The sequence below is a fragment of the Vibrio metschnikovii CIP 69.14 genome (genome assembly GCF_000176155.1).
Classification (GTDB): Bacteria; Pseudomonadota; Gammaproteobacteria; order Enterobacterales; family Vibrionaceae; genus Vibrio; species Vibrio metschnikovii.
The window spans coordinates 45,055-63,262 of sequence record NZ_ACZO01000003.1; the positions used below are offsets into that span (position 1 = coordinate 45,055).

Consider the following 18,208-nt stretch of genomic DNA (forward strand, 5'->3'; position numbering starts at 1 on the left):
GAATCAGTGATCGGTTTAAACCGAAATATGCACTCAAGTCGCTCAAAGACTTTAGGCTATAAGAGGTTGACTAAGAGCAACCCAATTTCATGTCAAATTGCACTGTATAAATCACGTCCTAAAGGCCGAAAAAATCAGCGCTCGACACGGACTAATTGTCATCATCCGTCACCTAAAATCTACTTCGCTTCGACAAAAGAACCATGGGTTTTAGCGACTAACTTGCCCGTTGAAATCCGAACACCCAAGCAACTCGTTAGGATCTACTCAAAGCGTATGCAGATAGAAGAAACCTTCCGAGATTTGAAAAGCCCAGCATACGGTCTAGGACTCCGCCATAGCCGAACTAGCAACCCAGAGCGCTTTGATATCATGCTACTAATCGCCCTAATGCTTCAACTGACATTTTGGCTTGTTGGCGTACATGCACAGAAACAAGGTTGGGATAAACACTTTCAAGCGAACACTGTCAGTAATCGAAATGTACTCTCAACAGTGCGCTTAGGTATGGAAGTTCTGCGGCATTCTGGCTACGCAATAACGAGGAAAGACTTGCTCGTAGCTGCAACCATACTTGCTCAAAATCTATTCAAGTACGGTTGCGCTTTGGGGAAATTATGAGGGGATCCCTCAGTGTTAAGCGCCATGTTTCTTAATCCAGCCAAGTTTTCAGCTGCGTTTTCTCGGTAAATCTGACAAGCATCTTCCCGCATGCTCACATCTAAAGTCCAATGCATGGACTCAATGCCCCAGTGGGCTCGAATAGCATTTCTAGCTTGCTCCGGAGTCAGCTCAACTGAACTGATGTAGTTTTTCAAACTCGCCCTGTTTAAGAAACTCCTCATGGTGACCAAGAACATATTCACGAATGTCGGTTAAGCCTTGGTCACCGGCTATCACGGCGCAGATTGAACCAAATAAAATATCAAAGAGAGGTAGTCAACTTTTGCGTTTTGCCGTTCGTCATGGATGATGCTGAAGTACTCTTTGATGGTAGTTTAATATTCATGGCAGCTCCTTTAAAAAGGAGCAAAAGATCACATCTTGCACGTTAGGTCAAATTTAACCTCGCATTGCGCAAAAAAAATTTCATGATCTTGCCCTGGGCTGTAGATCATCGAGTTGAAATAGATAGGGACAGTTGTCTTGTTTTCAGATATGTTCATTTTTTGACTTTTGATGGTTATTTTGAGTCTCAACATTGTATTGGAGACATTCTAAAATATCGCATAGACCATACTTTTGTTTTAGAATGACCTTTTATATGCAGTGAATTTACTAAAATGTCTGATTTTATTTCTTCCTTTATAGCCTCGTACAGCGCGGCATTAATCTCCGATGCATTTATTTATACTATAGTAATATTATTTATAGTTTCGTTGTACTTCGCTTTCAAAGGGAAGTTTCCTCGGCTTACTGCTAGTTCGACGAACATTCTCACCTCTTTGGGTATTTTAGGTACTTTTACAGGCATCGTCGTTGGCCTAATGGAGTTTGACCCTACAAATATTGATGGCAGTATAGAATCGTTATTGGCTGGTTTGAAAACTGCTTTTCTAACAAGTTTGGTTGGTATGGCTGCATCGATTATCTATAAAGCGGCCATCGGTGCTATTCCGCAAAAATCTGAAGAGACGGTTAAATCTATAGGGCCAGACGAAATTTATTCTGTTATGTCAGCACAGCTGAAAGCATCTAATGAATTGTTATCTGCCATCAAAGGTGATGAAGATTCATCTCTGACTTCGCAAATTAAAAATTTACGTATAGACATCAATGATGGCAATAGGTCACTAGTTCTGCATATGGAAAAAGCCGCAGACAGCCGTGATCAATTCCAAATTAGACTTTGGCAAAAAATGGATGAGTTCGGTGAACTCTTATCTAAATCTGCCACGGAACAAGTGATCAATGCTCTAAAGGAAGTCATTGTAGAATTTAATGATAAGCTAACAGAACAATTTGGTGAGAACTTTAAACGTCTAGATGAATCAGTGAAGAAACTCGTCGACTGGCAAGAGAATTACAAAAATCAACTGGAAGATATGAGTCTTAAATATCAACTAGGAGTTGAGGCAATAGCTTCAACAGAAAAATCAGTCGCGAGTATTAACCAACGCGCCGAAACAATTCCAGCGACTATGGAAAAGCTTCATCAAGTTATGACGCTAGGCCATGAACAAGTGACAGAGCTAGAACACAGACTTGAGGCATTTAAAGATTTAAGAGATAAGGCTGTAGAAGCCATGCCGTTAATTAAAGAGCAGATGGATTCAACTATGACCGTTATTGGTGACTCTGTGAAAGCAGCCTCTATTCATTATGAATCTATGTTGGAAGAATCACAGAAAGTTATTGATAATTTTAGTTCTACAGCGAATCAAAGTGTTGAACTAATGCGCACAAATCTTGAAAGTGGTGCAGAAACAGTATCTAAACAATTGATTGAAAGTTCGCAGACTTTAGGTGGAAAACTTGTAGAAGCATCGTCTGATATTCAAGAGCAAGTAGGCACGGCCACAGGTGGCTTGAGTAATGTGACTAGTCATTTAACCGACACCACGGAACAGATTCGTCAACATCTAGAAGATTCAATCACGGAACTTAACAGTCAGCTTCGGGTACTAGTTGCTGATATTAAAGATGATGCACGTGAAACAGGTAAAGTGCTGAAAGAGGCTAACCAAGATCTACTTAACAGTACAAAAGAGATTCAGTCAGAAACCACTTCGTCGATAGCTAAACTTCACGATCGTTTGGAAACAACACTGGAAGAAGTTTTCCAAGTTCAAGCACAAGCTGTACGTAGGACTTTCGATAGTTTAGAAGATCAAATTACCCAATCAGTCGGAAAAACTGGTAGTGCAGTTGAAAAACAGGTGGAAGTGCTCGATTTGCAAATGCAGCAGGAAATTAATCGCACTATGAATGAAATGGGTGAGGCGTTAGCGACGATAACTCAGCAGTTTACTCGTGACTATCAGATATTAACACGCGAAATGTCTAACGTTGTAAATACAAAAGTTGCTGTTTAATCATGGATAAATTATTCGGGAAAACAAAATTGACCAGTGACAGCGGTGAGCATTGGATGTCTGTATCAGATTTAATGGCTGGTCTGATGATGGTTTTTCTTTTTATATCCGTTGCTTTAATGCGTGATGCAATGCTTGAGCGTGACAAGATAAAAGATGTTGCTGAAACTTATCAGCAAACACAGCAAGCCATTTATTTATCTTTACTTGAAGCTTTTGCAAAGGATCTTGATAAGTGGGGGGCTGAAATAGATAGAGAAACGCTGAGTGTTAATTTTACGGCACCTGAAGTGCTATTTGGTAACGGTGACGCAAATTTAACTGTACAATTTCAAATGATTCTAAGTGATTTTTTCCCTCGTTATCTCAATGTTTTGGATCAGTACAGGCCAATTATTCAAGAAATCAAAATTGAAGGACATACTTCTAGCCGTTGGAACCAAGATTCTAGTGACTATGAGGCGTATTTTAATAATATGAATTTATCTCAAGCAAGGACTCGAACTGTGCTTGGTTATGTGATGAAGCTTGATTCAGTTGGTAGTGAACATTATGACTGGGTAAAAAATAATGTAGCAGCCGTTGGTTACTCTTCATCTAAAGCAGTGGTAAAAAACGGTATTGAAGATGAAAAGCGCTCTCGTCGAGTAGCATTTCGAGTCATTACGAACGCTGAACATCAGATATTGAAGATATTGGTGGCTGAATGAAACTGACGCTGAATCTCCATTCTCTGATGCAGGCGATTGAAGTGATGAAGCCAGAAAAAAAAGGGAGGTTTACTCTTGAACTTCAAGAAAGCCACATTGATAAAGTTTCTGCTGAGCTAGAAAAAGGTAAAGATGTAGAACTAAAGGATATAGAGGTTGAATCAGGTCTTTTAAGCTATAAAGGTCGTCATGTCACACTCTACATAAAAGCAAACGGAACTAGTGCTCGTTTTCATGTTTCTGATTGTTCGACATTGCAAGGGATGAGAGCAAATGGAAGATTTGAGCGTTATGTCGTGACAAACAACATTACTGGGGAGTTTTTGGTTGATACCTCCTTTGGCGAGACAAAGGCAAGATTGAAGGTGTGCCAAAATTGTTTGCGTAAGCTTAACTATAAAGGATGTAATACAACATCAAAAATTAGCACTGTAGTTCAATCCTTCGACATGGCGGAGTTTTTTTCAACTTATAGTTCTTTCTTTCCACATATGCCATCACGACAAGCTGAAACGGCAAAGAGTGGTTATACCGCTGATTGGCCAAAAATATCTTCTCATTATCGGGCAGAGAAAAATTTTGACTGTGAAGAGTGTAAAGTCAATATGCGTTCAAACAGAGCGTTGCTCCATGTACACCATATCAATGGGGTCAAGTCTGACAATCGGGTGATTAACTTAAAATCATTGTGCATAGATTGTCATAGTAAGCAGCCAATGCATCAACATATGGTTTTGAGCCACAGAGAACGTCAGACGATCAGTGATCTACGTAAAGAGCAAGGTTTGTTAGAAAATAGACTTGGTTGGCAGGAACTATTTGAACTTTCTGATCCGGGTGTCCATGGTGTATTACATGCCTGCCGTGAGGCGCATTTAAAGTTTCCAGAGATAAACTATTTTGTTGAGGATGATTTGGGCGGCTTAGCTGCTAGGCTTGAGCTTGCTTGGCCTAAAAATAAGTTTGGTATAGCGATATCAAACAATGATATTGCAGATGCACGTAGTAATGGGTGGCAGGTTGTCGGTATTAGCGACTTTTTAGATAACTATAAATTTCAAGCAACTAATTTAAGGTACTGAGAATATGTTTTGAATCACTAGAGGCTGCGCTTTAATTGCACGCTCGCCCCGCTCTTAGGTTGCAGGCTCAACATAACTACACGTGATACCGTTGCTGTGGATCCCTCCGCTAGGCTCGCGATATCTTTCATCGCGGCCACGTTTTATCTCCAAGATTAAATCATTAAATAACTTTTCAGCGCTTCAAAGTTTCCCAGCACAATCTGTTGCCCTTGCGGGTTAGATTTTTGTGTATAAACATCAATATGGTAAGTATCCAGTACATAGCGAATGAGAGACGCGTTGGTGTCGATACTGAGAGCGCCATTGCTCATGGCATAATCTTTTTCGATCACCATTTTTTGTTTTTCATTGAACCGTTGGTCGGGCACAATATCAATTGTGACTTGGGTGTTCCAAAGTTCATCCTCTTGTTTGCCATGAATGGCGTTATCGTTGATATCCGGTATGCCATGAATACGGCTTAAAACAAAGTCTCGATAATCACCAGCCTGCTCACAATAAGCACGTACATGCCAGCGCAGTGGAGTACAAACCAGAGTATGTGGGGAAATAATCCGCTCAGTTTGCTCACCATCTTTGAGCGATGTGTAGCAAATATCGACACGTTTTTTTTCTCGTATTGCTTGCACAAGAGTGCGTAAAATTTCTGGTGAAATATTACGGGTAACTGGACGTACCATCGCCGTGTTCTCAAAGCCCATATCCAGTTCAGTAAACGTCACGGCCATATCTTCAGTACGAGAAAGAATATGTAGATACTCATCGGCATGTCCGCTGGTTAGCTTAGGAACAAAGCTATCACTTGGCTTGTAGCCTTTTAGCTTTTTGTCATAAATCAGGTTACCTGGTGCAATGTCTGATAGGTAAGTATTGATATCTTTCGATGCTTGTTGCCGACCAATGCCAAAACTTTGCATTAAGTGGTTGGTATTTAATCTACCTTCCCATAAAGCAATAATCTCAATCATCCTGTATCGAAACAGCAGATCCCAACGTATCGGCCACGCACTCATTTTAATACTCCTGTCTAGTTATTCGATATGTTTATGTATTCAGTATTTACCTGTCGCTAATGACGTCATACTATTTACTGGTCACAACAACGTCAATAGCTATCTAGGAGAAGGCCATGAGTGAAATTCATATCACGCGAGCGGTCTATAAAAACACGAAAGAACCTGTTTCGATTGAAGAAGTTAATAGTGGCCTTCAAGAAAACATTGTATGCGCATGTTGTGGAGCAAAATTGGTTGCGAACAAAGGCCAGAAGAAAGCCTGGCATTTTTCTCACTATTTTGATGAAGCATGTGTATTGGCTTATGAAACCCAGCTGCATCTTACCGCTAAGGAGTTCTTTGCGAGAACAGGAAAGATTCCTGTGCCTCTTGAGGCTGGTTGGATACATCCAGATTGTTGTACGGAGTTGAAAATATCCGATGTTCAAATCGAAGTCTACATGGATGGTAGACGCCCCGATCTTATTGTCGAAGTGGGTAGTGAGCTGTATTGGGTTGAAATTGCTAATAAGCATAAGTGCGACTCTAAAAAAGTATGGGATTGTCGTAGTCACGATAGAAATGTGATTGAAATTGATGTTTCAGATTGTGGTCACTTAGATCAATTTAATTCGTTGGATCATTGCTTGGTTCGGGTTCAGTCGCTGAACGTATGCAACGATTACCTAGATGAGATTGCCAGCAATACAGCGAGCAAGCATGAAACTGTGAGAAAGCAGTTCGAAGCGTTAACACGATCTCAAAAACAGCTAGTAGAAAAAGAGTCTAAACAAGAAAAAGCAGAAAAAACACTCGAAGAACGTATCGAAGCACAACAGAAAAAGCATGAAGAACGTCTAGAGAAAATGAAGCTTCGCGAAAGCGCACAAGATGAAATTCTTGCTGAACTTGAACGTGCGATCGATGTACATAAAGAGTGTCTTAGTGAACTTGAAACGCGCAAAGCCAATCTTGAAAAAGAACTTAATGAAAGGAGCCAGTTAAAACTTACTGAGCTTGAAGAACGGAACAAAGTAACATTGCAACAACTGAAAGCCGAGTTTGAAGCACTGTGGCAGCAAGAATTGAACTCTAGGCGAGAACAATTCGAGCAGGAGCTGAGTGAAGAGTTTCAACGTAGGTTTCAGTCTGAAATAGACATAATGAACATCAGGAAATTTGAGCATAAACAGTTAGCTAACCAATTAAAGCTTTTGGCGCAAGATAAAGCTGTTTTAAAGGATGAGATTGATGCTTTGGTTATTAATCAGACTTTGATTAAAGAGCAGCAAGAGCGGGACATAAATGCACAGCTTAGATTATTGATTGACCAAAAAAACACCTTGTCTGAACAGGTTATGGGATTGTCCATTAAGATTAAAGAAAAACTCTTTGAGTCAGACCTTGCTGATACCTACATAAATAATTTTGAAGAAGTAAAGGAGTTTTATTTGGCTCGAACAGATTATGGGAATGCATTGAGTCAACGAATGCAAGAGTTTAAAAATATCGATGCTCAATGCCAAAACCTCCAGTCTGAATATGACCAAAAAATTGAACGTTTAGATGTAATTGTAAAATTAACTAATGATCTTACAGGCGCAATCAAGAGCAGCTTTAATTTGCTACAGAGAAAAGAGCTTATACAGGAATTACCGGAAGTGTTAGTTGAACGCATAAGTAAAAACTCTCTTTTACTCCCAAGAAATGCTCAGGAAGAGATTGATGATTTCGAACGGATGAAAGTTTAAATACCTTGTTGTTTATCGGTTGAGGAAGTGCTGTTGATGGTTGTTCATTAATAAAGCGTTGGGTTGCATAATGGAATACATAACATTGCCCGCTACCCAATTTCTCCATATTCTCTCACTATTAATTCTGATGAATAAAGCCAACATGAGATAACACTCTGAATGGTAGACCAAATTTCAACCTTGAAAGAGGTGGCTGTTTACCTAAAGCTGGCCAAAAAAAAAGCATATAGATTAGCAAGCGAAGGAAAGCTTCCTGGTTTCAAAGTCGGCGGTTCATGGCGCTTCAAACGTGAAGATCTTGAAGCGTGGCTAGAAGAGAAAAAAGGCACAGACTAGTAAGACTTTAAGAAATCAAAGTAATTTTACGTGCTGATGTAATGTGTTATTAGTACCGAAACAGCAAATAATAGAGCAAGCGATGAATCAACAACAAATTAAGCAACTAGAAACAAAGTTATGGGTCAGTACAAACTCACTGCGTGCTAACTCAAAACTTACCGCGGCAGAATACAAAGATCCGGTATTAGGCTTAACTTTATTGCGTTACGCACAGAATTAATATGTATAAGCATGTATATTTTAGAGCATAAATAGTGAAGTACGTTATGTCTAAGGATATAACGGCCGCTTTGTGTGTACTAAGTATGATTGGAAAAGTTGGTACCTAGATAGCCATTGAGTGTGTGCTATTGAAATTATTATTTTTTAACTGATGATGTAATTCGTGACAAGAATACTTGAGCAGAAAATAACAAGGAACAATACATGATTGGAACACAATACAAAGCTCATAAAGATAATGTAATTGACCTTTTTAACATTTATATAGATAAAAAAGGTGACATGGCTGATGGTGTCGATACCGAATTTCTTGAAAGCCGCGTGAAGTCATTAAAAAAGGGCAAGTTCACTTTGGCCGTAGCAGGGGAAGTGAAGGCGGGAAAATCGACCTTTCTTAACGCCTTACTCGGGGCAGAAATTCTTCCATCTGATGTGCTTCAAGCATCAAGCGCAATTGTTGAAATATTCAAGTCTGACACCTCATTTTTGAAGGTTAAATTTGCCGATGGAAAGGAAGAACGCCTTTATGATGATCTGTCGACTCCCGATATTGATGAAGCAAAGGAGCGGTTGCATGAAATATGTAAAATTCATGACGAGTACCGTCATATACCGACAACGTTAATAGACGACTGCATCATTAAAAGTGACGGCAATTTAGCTGTGAATGATACTTTTATAGAGCAGCTTGAACAGCAGTCTGGTGAACATCTTCAGGGGAAACAGGATGTTGTTACTCAGTATATTTCAGAAAGAACAATGGATAAAATTCCGGTTGAAATAGAGTTTGGCTACCCATTGAAGTGGGAATTTGATGAGCTTCGCATTGTTGACAGTCCAGGTGTCAATGCGACTGGAGGAGTTCAGGATGTATCATTTCGCTTCTTTGAAGAGGCCAATGCCATTCTGTTTGTACACCCAATCAAACCAATTGAGTCGGAATCATTTAGAAATTTTGTCCGTTCGGTTATATCAAATCGTAGCAAAGAAACGCTTTTTCTGGTGTTAACTCATGCAGGGTTATATTCCAATGATGAAGTAGAGCGCCTGCATGTAGAGGCTGGTCGCCTATATAAAGACATCATTCCTGAAAATCGCATTTTGGTTGTGGATAGTTTGCTTAAGCTGATCCACAGCGATCTTGACAACGGGGTTTCGGTAATAGATATCAGGAAATCTGAAAGTAAGAAAAAAATTCTCTCTAGCTACCGGGAACAAGCAGATGATGAGGGTAGAGAATTAATTGACGTTGTTTGGGAGAGCTCTCGATTTGCAAAGATGTTTGATGCAATTGATGAATTTTCCATGAAAGCGCCTAACCTTCAGCTTCAAGAGATTTTGGAGCAGATAAAAATGGCGTATGCGGAGCAGGAAATTCAATACGCAGAGAGAGTTGACCTGCTGGAGAAGAAAAAGAGAAATCCACAGGAGTTTGAAGAAGAAATAAACCGTATAAACAAGGCTCTTGAGAAATACAAGTTGCTTACGAAGAAAACCAAGGAAGAATTAAAGGCCAACTACTCGGGACGGCACTCGTCGTGGCAAAACGATATCGACTCCCTTAAAGTGAAGTATCCAGAACTCATAACAGGAAGTGATAGCATAGAAAGCACACGGAAAAATATGGTAGATGGCTTGGATGCGGTTCAGGAAAAAGTAGATGAGTTTTCAAAAGAGTTGACGCAAAAGCTCGGTGATACTCTCAAGAAAATAGGTAAAGCTTTTAGTGCTGAACACAAAATTTCGATTCCAAAAGTTGACTTAAAAGCTTTGGAGCAACAAGCAGAAAAAAGAGCTTATGAAGAGAAGGAAACTGGAGGTTACAGGAAGGCAAGCATATGGAATATATGGAATTTATTTAGTGGAAGATGGAATTTATTTGTTAAAAAAAGGAATTCTACTGGCAAAGAAAAGGTGTTTAATGACGAAAAGTTCCTTGGCGAATTCAAAACGAAGTGTAATGAGCAGTTTTACAAAATAATCAATGATCTGCCGAACAAGTCAAAAGAAGTTCTAAATAGTTATCTAGATCTTTTTGAAAAAGAGATGGGATCGGCCATTGGCGACAGACAGCATGCTCTTGAAAAAGAGAAGACTAAAAAACAGTCAAATGAAGAGACCATTGCCGAAATTGAGGTGTTGAACGGAAAAAAAAAGACTATTCAGCCAGAGAAGTCACGATGTATCGAAGTGTTGGAGGATCTAATATGATTAGCCAAAAAATCGAACTTGATGTCATAGATGAATTTTCAAGTCTTAAGGAATCACTGAAGATACATTTGCATAGCGATTTTAATGTGTCTGAAATCAAACAGTTCCTGCAGACACATATTCCCAAAGAGATTATTTACAAGTCGGAAGTTCTTCTGGATACGCTATTGAATTATTTGATGGAAGATGCTCGAAAAAAAATAGAGAGCGGCGATGTAAAATTGCAAAATGCCTTTTTTGATTCAGATTTTCGAAAACGAATTCACGAATGGTCGATACAACTTGAGAACAAGCTTTCTCTGGAACCGAATGTCGTATATTACGCGTCTGACCCTAGATTGACACAAGGGTTAATAGCATCAGGTATCACGTTTGTTGTCGGAACGGGCATTACTGTAGCCTTGGATCCTAGTATTGTGGAAACCATTGTTGCTGGTGTCGTTACCGTCCTTCTTTCCGTTTTTGCATTCAAGCTAGCCTTTGATAAAGCCTCTCTCAAAGCCCGTGAGGTTACAAAATTAGACATTGATGAGTATCTGAAGGAATCTCAAACGCAAGTCTTGGCATGGTTATCAAAAGTGGAAAAAAACTTTAATGATGATTTTCACAAGTTTTGTTCGGATAATGGTTTTGAAGTGGAGGAGGAAAAATGAGTGATATTCTTCTCGCTAGCAAACAAAACACACAGGCAATTATTAATGCATCGCAAGAACTGGTGCCTTGGTGGGTTTCAAACCCAAGAGAAGTTCTGCAAGAAAGAACAGAGGATAATCCGAGAAACTATCTGGATAGTTTTTATTTATTCGCCTTGGATGAGGTGTCAGTCAATGCAGATTGTAAAGACATTCCACAATTTATTAATGAACGCTTTCAGAATATTCTGGCGGCGGCAAATCAATCTAACTTATCAGTCGCACTTATACTAAGCTCTCAAAGGGGAGCGGTTAAGGTGTATCTTGGATTTAAGAATGAACCAGGTACTTCTCCTGAGCCTGAGCTTTTTCAATCTATTGTGAATGGCATCTTTCCGGGGAAGAATATCAAATTGGCTCAAACAGTAAGCATCTCCTCACTTGCAAGTGACAGCAAGTTCGGTGGAATGGTTACGGGTGTACCTATCGTCAAAAACGAGGATGCTAAATTTCAGTTTAACTTGTCCTCTATTGCTCGCAGCCTATATGGAAAAGACTATCTCCTTGCAATAATATCGCGACCAATTTCTGAGCAAGAAAAGCAGGAATCATTTGGTGAGTTGATTAAGATTAGAGACAAAATGCATACTCTGGCTATACAGACGGTTGGTAACGAAAAGGGTTCAGGAATATCCAGTTCTGAAACTGAAACATTAACAACGGGGAGTTCAAAAACAAGAGGGCATAGCGTTGGCTCTACAGGCGGACTTATTGGTGCTGGTATTGGTTATACTTTTGCTGGCGCTGGTGGTGCTATTGTGGGATTTATACTTGGTAATACTGTAAATTATTCTCACAATCGGTCAAAGACAGAAACAGAAAGCACATCCAAGGGTAAAACAGAAACTTCTTCAGAAAACCAATCCCGTTCAATATCCATTGAGCAGCAGAATGGCTATGCAGTGGAATTGGAAAAAATTGCAGATCAATACATTGAGCGACTGATACAAGGATTCGGCTCTGGCTACTGGGAAACCTCAATTACCTTCGCCACACAAGATAAAATATCAAGCGATATTCTTGCTGGCACATTCGCAGGTGAACTCTCAAAGCCAAATGGAAAATTGCTGCCGCCTCCACGAATATATTTGGATTCACTTGAGGATAAGGTTCTTTTTATTCCTAAACTCAGTTCTTCGAACTCTCTTTTCCCGAAGTTACTAGCTTCATATATCACCAGCGAAGAATTAGCTTTAGTTTCCTCTCCACCCGTGGAATCCATTCCCGGATATGAGATACAGAAAATGCCTACATTGGCTCTGTCAGATATAGGCAGTAAGTCAGAAATGATCTTAGGCTCTATTGCCGATCATGGAAACCCGATACGCGATTCGAAACTGTATCTATCTAAAAACGATCTGAATAAGCATCTTTTTGTTTGTGGTTTAACGGGTAGCGGAAAAACAACTACGGTTAAACACATCCTTAAAGATCTTGTTCAAAAAGAAGGAACTCCCTTTTTGGTGTTGGAGTCGGCAAAACGTGATTACCGGCAGCTCTTAGCCAATGAAGTATTTAAGGACAACTTAAACATATTTACAATTGGTGATGCAACAGTCAGCCCGATTAGGTTCAACCCCTTTTATATTCAGGAAGGAGTTCACCCCCTTGAACATATTGATTATTTGAAGGCCATCTTTAATGCAAGTTTCTCGCTTTATGGCCCAATGCCCAGCATCGTCGAAAAATGCCTTCATTCTATATATATAAAGAAAGGGTGGGATCTGACTTTAGGCACCCACCCTAATTTTATAGATAAGAATGGGGATTATGATGGAGGCCGATACCAGTTTGATGAGCACTATTACTGCTTTCCCACACTGAGCGACCTTAAAAATGAGGTGGATCGTTATATCAAGACGGAGCTCGATTATAAAGGTGAGCTGCGGGACAATATCCGCACAGCCATCATTGTTCGCCTTGAGAGCCTTTGCGTTGGGACCAAAGGACTGATGTTCAATACTCATGACTTCTTTGCAATGGACAAGCTCTTACACAAAAACACTATTTTTGAAATGGAGAGTTTAGCTGATGATGATGACAAGGCATTTTTTGTTGGTCTAGTCCTTGTCCTAATCAGTGAATATCGACAGAAAGAAAATCCGGCAGTAAACCCGGGAATGGGAAATAAAGGATTGCGTCATTTCATGGTTATTGAAGAGGCTCATCGGCTGCTTAAAAATGTTGAGACTGAGCGGTCAAGTGAGATGATGGGCAACCCTAAAGGCAAAGCAGTTGAAGTATTTTGTAATATCCTTGCTGAAATGCGCTCGCTTGGTCAGGGTGTTGCTGTTGTAGAACAAATACCATCAAAAATTTCGCCTGATGTAATCAAAAATTCAAACACAAAAATTGTACATCGTCTCGTCTCGAAGGACGATCAATCTCTTCTTGCGGGGTCTCTTAGCATAGATGATTATGATGCACTCTATCTTAACAGGTTAAAAACCGGTCATACTCTATGCCACAAGGAGGGAATGGGAAGACCTGTAGAGTGTTCTGTTTTATGCAATGTGGACTCTCATGCTATTAGCGATCACAAGGTCAAAAGGTTAATGACATCGTTGAATTATAAGTCCTTGCACACTTATCAGGCCTATCAGATAGATGCATGGCTTGGCGATGCGGGGCGAGAGTTGTGTATCCGATTTTTCAATTCACTCATAACAATACAAGCTGAGGGTTTAAACCATCTCATTGGAGTAGCTCATAACGAACTGAAAAAATTGCTCATTTTATATGATGTCCACTATCAGGTTGATATGTTACTTTTACAGGATTATTTTAGCTTGCAGATTATGATGTTATTAAATAAGGGCCTTTACGCTCGGAGAAATGCCATGCCGAATGATTTAAAAGCAATATTTAGTAGCGCGATAAGTAAGCCAACTAAAGAATGTAGGGATCGGTTGGTCGACAGCTTGAATCTGCTATGGCAGCCCTTTGTTGCGGGTGATTATATAAACGACATTATTGACAATCTGACTATTCAGTACTTGTACAAGAACGATCTTAAATTTAATCAGGAAGAAGTTGAAGGTGTAGTTTCCTCATTTTTGTTATGCATGGATAATGACCTGACACGGAATATTGCGCGTAATATCTTAAACAATGAGAGGGACGCCCATGCTTGAACAACTTAGTGCAATTGCCTCCAAAGGGGTGGAGTCAATAAAAGACGCTTTCAAGGAAGTAGCGGCCCAAAGCTTTAAGGAGTCATCCCCACTCAGATCTTCCATGGAGATAATTGAAAACGCTTCGCTTGAACGGCTGAAGGCTCAAAACGAGACCATGCCGTTTACTGAAACGGATAATATAACCCCATCAGAAACCGAAGAAGGTGATAACAGCGAGGAAAACAAAGGGCTCTCAGAAGAAGAAAAACAACAAATTAAGAATGAAACCGGTTGGTCTGATGAGATAATTGACGCCATTGGCTCTATGGAAGAGTATAGAATTTATAGAGATGCGGGACTTCAAGAAGTGGAGATAAACGGTAGAAAATGTTTGGTTAGAAGCGATATTGACTGGGATCAAAAGGATTCAATGGGGCGCACTAACAAAGAAAGAGTAGAGGCTAAGCCTAATGGTCTTTCCCCAATTAATAAAGATGGAGAAAAAGTTGAACTACATCATATAGGCCAAAAAAGCAATAGCCCGCTCGCCGAGTTAACTGAGAGTGAACATCGAAAACCTCCAAATAACTTGACATTGCACAAAATTCGCGATGGATCTGAAGTAGAGCATGGTAGTGGCTGGAAAAAAGAAAAAGAATCTCATTGGAATGAAAGAGCAGGCGAAGGAGTTCAAAATGCGTAATACGATCAAGAGAATTGAAGAGAAATATAAACTTTACAGGACAAAAGGCGCTTCCGAGGAGCTCATTGCCGAGGCTGAAAGGCAACTCAATTTGAGTTTCCCGGAGGATTACAAAGAATATTTATTAGAGTTTGGAGCAATTTCCTTTGGCTCAACAGAGCTAACGGGGCTTAATATTGATAGCTATGCAAATGTTGTCAGCGTCACGTTGAAAGAAGCACAATGGAATAAATCCTTCCCAAAAGGATCTATAGTTCTGGAAAATACTGGTATCGAAGGGCTATTAATATTGCAGCGGCAGGATGGCGAAGTATACGAATGGCAGAATGGCATCAAGGGAGCCACGTTCAAAAACTTAGAGCTGTTTTTAGAAAGTAGGCTGAATTAATCAGAGGTTACAATAGCCTCTGATTAATTCAATGTATCGTTTGAGAAGAACAAATAACCATACTCTCGCATGGTAACTTGGGTCACTTGAACAAGGCTTATAAGTTATGGCTTTTATAGTTAAGAAGACAGGCAGCCTCAACAAGATATCTAAAATATTTAGTTTAGAACCTTCACTTAAACCTACTCAGAGCCATATATTTTCTGTAAGCGCGTCATAAACACCGCATTCTAATCAACCTCAGCACGCTATACGATCAAATCTCCAACCTCAAGGAGATCTGAAATGGCAAAACGACGCACATGCGCCTCTAACCAGTAAGACTTTCCTTGGCTGGGGAAGGCTTCCACATAAGTGTAGTTGGACGCGCCTAAGCTTGCTACGAACACTTCTGCTTCGCGCACTTCGCCTGTGTCAGGATTGACTACCTGAAGCCGAGGCCCACAGTAATCGATAAACAGCTTATCACCTGCCACATGGAGCTGACGCATACTGCGCTTTTGGGTTTTGAGCCAGCGAGTGAAGTGCTCGCAGAACTGAGTGTAAGCGTAAGCTTTCTCTTGATATTGCTCATGATATTCCTGCCAGAGCAGCATCTTCGTCATGCCTTTGCGTCTGAGTTCGACAGCGTATTGCGTAAAGTCTGACATCACCTTATCGCGACAGGCTTTCTTGCCGTGATACAACACCTGAGTGAGTTCTGTGTCACTGCAACCTTCGGGTAGAGGCCAGCCAAGTTGGCTTTGTTTAAAGCGAGTGAGGAGTTCCGAGATGGTGGACGGCCCGAGTTTCAGGCAGGAAGCGATGCTGCGGTTTGAGAGACCGCAGTCGTACTTCAGGCGTAATACCTCTTTAATTTTGTTCATTGGAGTTCTCTTTTTAGCCATGGTCGCTTCCTTACGTTCTTGTTTAAGAAGTAAAGAATAGCGAGTGATTGATTTAAAAGAGAAAAAGGAAGGATTTCGGGCATTCCGATCGCGGTTTTCGCTATTCCGATCACCGATTTCGGAGTTAGGCTAAAAGTGATCGGATAATCGCTGAATCAGCGATCGGTTTAAACCGAAATGGGTGATCGGATAATCCCGAAATGACTGATCGGAATGCTCCGAAATATGCACTCACTCTTGTCGGTGGAGTCAATGCCGATTTTAATTATTGCCTTTATATTCATTGGCATAAAGTTTGTTCGTTCAACTAACTATGACTATTGGCTTAAAAAAGCATAAATTTCTTCATAAAGGTAAAGCTTATTATGAAGACTCTGGTCAATTTGATGGTTTTTACATAGCATTTGAGCTCGCGAAAACTACAATTATGCTTTTGTGTCAAAATCGCTTGTGGTTACTTTCATGAATGCTGACAAAAGTTTTGCTCTAATATTGAAGGGCGAGGCTTGGGTACAGAATGTCTGATTTGCGTTCAGTCGTAATAAATACCGTACCAACATTTCAAGCAAGATAACCAACGTGTGACATTTTTACTATATGTTGGTTTTTTGTGAATACAGAGTTGTGCACTTAGTTGGTAGTGGCCTCCTCCCCTAAAACGAAGATTTTTTTGCCGATTTTGGTAAAAATCTAATAGTGTTATATAATTATATTTATATAACACTATCGGGCACGGTTTATCATGGCGGACTCCTCTAAACAGATAGTAAAACTGCAAAGCCAAGTGACACTGTCACAATTAAAATCTCAAGAAGATGTCGGTAACAAGTGGCAAGAAAGTAAAAGAAAACTAAAAAGATTTAAGGTTGAGTTTCCAGATCTATCGAAGAGTTTTGATCCAGACTGGCATGAATTACCGAAAGCACTATTTAACTTGAAAAGCTTCGACGAAGATAGAGGCGGTTACAGTATTAATACTTTAAGGATGCTTTCTTTTGTTGTTGGGAAGTGGGACAAATATTGCAAAAATGCATCGGTTTACAGTTTTCCAATCAGTGAGCACATCTTTCTAAATTGGCTCAAGGAACTAAAGTTAAATTTAGATATAAAAATTAATACCTTGAAGCAATATCGAGCCCAGATTAGTTTGTTTCTTAACATTATGGGGGCTCAAGATGTCACTAAAAAACCTATTGTAAAAAACTTTTTCAATTCTTTAGCGAAAGATGAAGTTGAATTAACCGGGTCTCAATTAATCGAGCTACAAGCTAAACCTTTTAGAAAGCATCATTTGACATCACTTATGTCAATATGGAGTAATGAGCAAAACGTAATCCAATACCGAGATCTAACGGTTTTAACCGTGGCCTATGGAACAATGTTAAGAGAAGCAGAAATAGGTGCCATTAGAAAAAAACACATCAAAATATTAACCAATGGTGATGTAAATATTGAGCGTGTTACATCAAAAACGTCAATTAACCCAGAACCGAAACGCTTAACGGGAAAGTTTTCTTTCATCTTAAGACGTTATTTAGAACTATATTGTCATAGCTTAGATGACGACAACTATATCTTCAGCTGGTTAACTAAAAACGGCTTAAGACCCGTTGAATATAGAGAAACACCTATGTCAGGTATGACAATTGATAGAATTTATCGCCGTGCACACGATGCGCTGGGTGAAAGATGTGACGGCGTCACTTTTGGGGCTGTACAAAGAAAGAAATGGAGCGGTCATTCGAGTCGAGTAGGCGCTTTACAAGATGGTTATTTGGCGGGAATGAATTTAACTCAATTGATCCAGCTAGGGGACTGGAAAAGCAATGAAATGGTCTTGCGCTATTTAAGAGGTTTAAATAATGATCAGAGCCCTAACTTACTCTTGCAAGATTGAGTAAAAAGGATGCATGAGTTGATGAGATAATAACTATATTTAAATAAACGAGTTATAGTGCATCAGGGCGCGTTAAGTTGATTTCGAGGTAGTTTTACCAAATTTCGTGACTACTCACCGCCTCTATCTTAGCTAATGTTCGATAGCATCGAGAGTTCGAGAAACTTTGTGTTG

13 protein-coding genes and 3 pseudogenes are annotated in these 18,208 nt (G+C 39.9%); 13 read left to right on the forward strand and 3 right to left on the reverse strand.

Annotated elements, in window-relative coordinates:
* Positions 1–24 precede the first annotated feature (24 nt).
* Positions 25–621, forward strand: a pseudogene (locus tag VIB_RS17165) (IS4 family transposase); the annotation flags it as partial.
* Between the two features lie 14 nt (positions 622–635).
* Here the strand turns inward: VIB_RS17165 and VIB_RS17170 are convergent.
* Positions 636–809, reverse strand: a pseudogene (locus VIB_RS17170) (ISAs1 family transposase); the annotation flags it as partial.
* A 474-nt stretch (positions 810–1,283) separates the two neighbouring features.
* On the opposite strand from VIB_RS17170, the gene VIB_RS00830 reads away from it, so the two are divergent.
* The 3 genes from VIB_RS00830 to VIB_RS00840 are packed head-to-tail and all read left to right on the forward strand — an operon-like array spanning position 1,284 to position 4,827.
* Positions 1,284–3,035 (forward strand): MotA/TolQ/ExbB proton channel family protein, encoded by a 1,752-nt coding sequence (locus VIB_RS00830; protein ID WP_004394033.1) that lies wholly within the window; start codon positions 1,284–1,286, stop codon positions 3,033–3,035.
* Between the two features lie 2 nt (positions 3,036–3,037).
* Positions 3,038–3,745, forward strand: a complete 708-nt coding sequence (locus VIB_RS00835; protein ID WP_004394034.1) for an OmpA family protein — start codon at positions 3,038–3,040, stop codon at positions 3,743–3,745.
* Positions 3,742–4,827 carry an HNH endonuclease gene (locus VIB_RS00840; protein ID WP_004394036.1) on the forward strand — a complete coding sequence of 362 codons (1,086 nt, stop codon included), beginning with the start codon at positions 3,742–3,744 and terminating at the stop codon, positions 4,825–4,827. The genes VIB_RS00835 and VIB_RS00840 overlap by 4 nt, the downstream gene beginning before the upstream one ends.
* Before the next feature lie 155 nt (positions 4,828–4,982).
* Here the strand turns inward: VIB_RS00840 and VIB_RS00845 are convergent, their stop codons facing one another.
* On the reverse strand, positions 4,983–5,843 hold the full coding sequence (locus VIB_RS00845; RefSeq protein WP_004394037.1) for a helix-turn-helix transcriptional regulator: 861 nt from the start codon (positions 5,841–5,843) through the stop codon (positions 4,983–4,985).
* A 116-nt stretch (positions 5,844–5,959) separates the two neighbouring features.
* On the opposite strand from VIB_RS00845, the gene VIB_RS00850 reads away from it, so the two are divergent.
* The 8 genes from VIB_RS00850 (at position 5,960) to VIB_RS00880 (ending at position 15,250) form a co-directional block, all read left to right on the forward strand.
* Positions 5,960–7,576, forward strand: a complete 1,617-nt coding sequence (locus VIB_RS00850; protein WP_004394038.1) for a competence protein CoiA family protein — start codon at positions 5,960–5,962, stop codon at positions 7,574–7,576.
* 162 nt (positions 7,577–7,738) lie between these two features.
* Positions 7,739–7,915 (forward strand): helix-turn-helix domain-containing protein, encoded by a 177-nt coding sequence (locus VIB_RS00855; protein ID WP_004394039.1) that lies wholly within the window; start codon positions 7,739–7,741, stop codon positions 7,913–7,915.
* 82 nt (positions 7,916–7,997) lie between these two features.
* Positions 7,998–8,138, forward strand: a complete 141-nt coding sequence (locus VIB_RS17550; RefSeq protein WP_004394040.1) for a type I restriction-modification system subunit M N-terminal domain-containing protein — start codon at positions 7,998–8,000, stop codon at positions 8,136–8,138.
* A 206-nt stretch (positions 8,139–8,344) separates the two neighbouring features.
* The gene (locus VIB_RS00860) at positions 8,345–10,351 is read left to right on the forward strand and encodes a dynamin family protein (RefSeq protein ID WP_004394041.1); all 2,007 of its coding nucleotides are present in this window, start codon (positions 8,345–8,347) and stop codon (positions 10,349–10,351) included.
* Positions 10,348–11,004, forward strand: coding sequence for a hypothetical protein (locus VIB_RS00865; RefSeq protein WP_115152542.1), 657 nt, complete (start codon positions 10,348–10,350; stop codon positions 11,002–11,004). The genes VIB_RS00860 and VIB_RS00865 overlap by 4 nt, the downstream gene beginning before the upstream one ends.
* Complete coding sequence (locus VIB_RS00870; protein WP_004394043.1) at positions 11,001–14,177, forward strand: helicase HerA domain-containing protein; 3,177 nt, start codon at positions 11,001–11,003, stop codon at positions 14,175–14,177. The genes VIB_RS00865 and VIB_RS00870 overlap by 4 nt, the downstream gene beginning before the upstream one ends.
* Positions 14,170–14,862, forward strand: a complete 693-nt coding sequence (locus VIB_RS00875; RefSeq protein ID WP_115152543.1) for an HNH/ENDO VII family nuclease — start codon at positions 14,170–14,172, stop codon at positions 14,860–14,862. The genes VIB_RS00870 and VIB_RS00875 overlap by 8 nt, the downstream gene beginning before the upstream one ends.
* Positions 14,855–15,250 carry an SMI1/KNR4 family protein gene (locus tag VIB_RS00880; RefSeq protein ID WP_050782699.1) on the forward strand — a complete coding sequence of 132 codons (396 nt, stop codon included), beginning with the start codon at positions 14,855–14,857 and terminating at the stop codon, positions 15,248–15,250. Before VIB_RS00875 ends, VIB_RS00880 begins: the two co-directional genes overlap by 8 nt.
* 290 nt (positions 15,251–15,540) lie before the next feature.
* Here VIB_RS00880 and VIB_RS00885 read toward each other — a convergent pair.
* Positions 15,541–16,137: pseudogene (locus VIB_RS00885) on the reverse strand (IS21 family transposase); the annotation flags it as partial.
* Positions 16,138–16,879: 742 nt separating this feature from the next.
* Between VIB_RS00885 and VIB_RS00890 the strand changes: the two are divergent.
* Positions 16,880–18,034 (forward strand): tyrosine-type recombinase/integrase, encoded by a 1,155-nt coding sequence (locus tag VIB_RS00890; RefSeq protein ID WP_004394048.1) that lies wholly within the window; start codon positions 16,880–16,882, stop codon positions 18,032–18,034.
* Positions 18,035–18,208: the final 174 nt, after the last annotated feature.